At 54.6% G+C, this 1,283-nt stretch carries 1 rRNA gene; it reads right to left on the bottom strand.

Annotated features, from left to right (window positions below):
* A 23S ribosomal RNA gene (locus tag F1560_RS21145) occupies positions 1-1,283 on the bottom strand; the annotation flags it as partial.

Raw genomic sequence — 1,283 nt, 5'->3', positions numbered from 1 at the left:
TCCACACCGAACCTATCAACCTCATCGTCTCTGAGGGATCTTACTCACTCGAAGTGATGGGAAGTCTCATCTTGAGGGGGGCTTCATGCTTAGATGCTTTCAGCACTTATCCTTTCCACACGTAGCTACCCAGCGATGCTCCTGGCGGAACAACTGGTACACCAGCGGTGTGTCCATCCCGGTCCTCTCGTACTAAGGACAGCTCCTCTCAAACTTCCAACGCCCACGACGGATAGGGACCGAACTGTCTCACGACGTTCTGAACCCAGCTCGCGTACCGCTTTAATGGGCGAACAGCCCAACCCTTGGGACCGACTACAGCCCCAGGATGCGATGAGCCGACATCGAGGTGCCAAACCTCCCCGTCGATGTGAACTCTTGGGGGAGATAAGCCTGTTATCCCCGGGGTAGCTTTTATCCGTTGAGCGATGGCCCTTCCATGCGGAACCACCGGATCACTAAGCCCGACTTTCGTCCCTGCTCGACTTGTAGGTCTCGCAGTCAAGCTCCCTTCTGCCTTTACACTCTACGAATGATTTCCAACCATTCTGAGGGAACCTTTGGGCGCCTCCGTTACCTTTTGGGAGGCGACCGCCCCAGTCAAACTGCCCGCCTGACACTGTCTCCGAACCGGATCACGGTCCTGGGTTAGAAAGTCCATACAGCCAGGGTGGTATCCCACGGATGCCTCCACCGAAGCTAGCGCTCCGGTTTCCAAGGCTCCCACCTATCCTGTACAAGCTGCACAGACATTCAATATCAGGCTACAGTAAAGCTCCACGGGGTCTTTCCGTCCTGTCGCGGGTAATGCGCATCTTCACGCATAGTATAATTTCACCGGGTCTCTCGTTGAGACAGTGCCCAAGTCGTTGCACCTTTCGTGCGGGTCGGAACTTACCCGACAAGGAATTTCGCTACCTTAGGACCGTTATAGTTACGGCCGCCGTTTACTGGGGCTTCGGTTCAAAGCTTCGCCTTGCGGCTAACATTTCCCCTTAACCTTCCAGCACCGGGCAGGTGTCAGCCCCTATACTTCGCCTTTCGGCTTCGCAGAGACCTGTGTTTTTGCTAAACAGTCGCTTGGGCCTATTCACTGCGGCTCCATGTAAATGAAGCACCCCTTCTCCCGAAGTTACGGGGTCATTTTGCCGAGTTCCTTAACGAGAGTTCTCCCGCTCACCTTAGGATTCTCTCCTCGCCTACCTGTGTCGGTTTGCGGTACGGGCACCTATGATCTAACTAGAGGCTTTTCTTGGCAGTGTGAAATCAGGAACTTCGGTACT

It is taken from the genome of Oceanobacillus polygoni (assembly GCF_008304605.1).
Taxonomy (GTDB): domain Bacteria; phylum Bacillota; class Bacilli; order Bacillales; family Amphibacillaceae; genus Oceanobacillus; species Oceanobacillus polygoni.
Note: the sequence above shows the minus strand (reverse complement) of the source record. Positions and strands in the feature narration are given on the sequence as shown.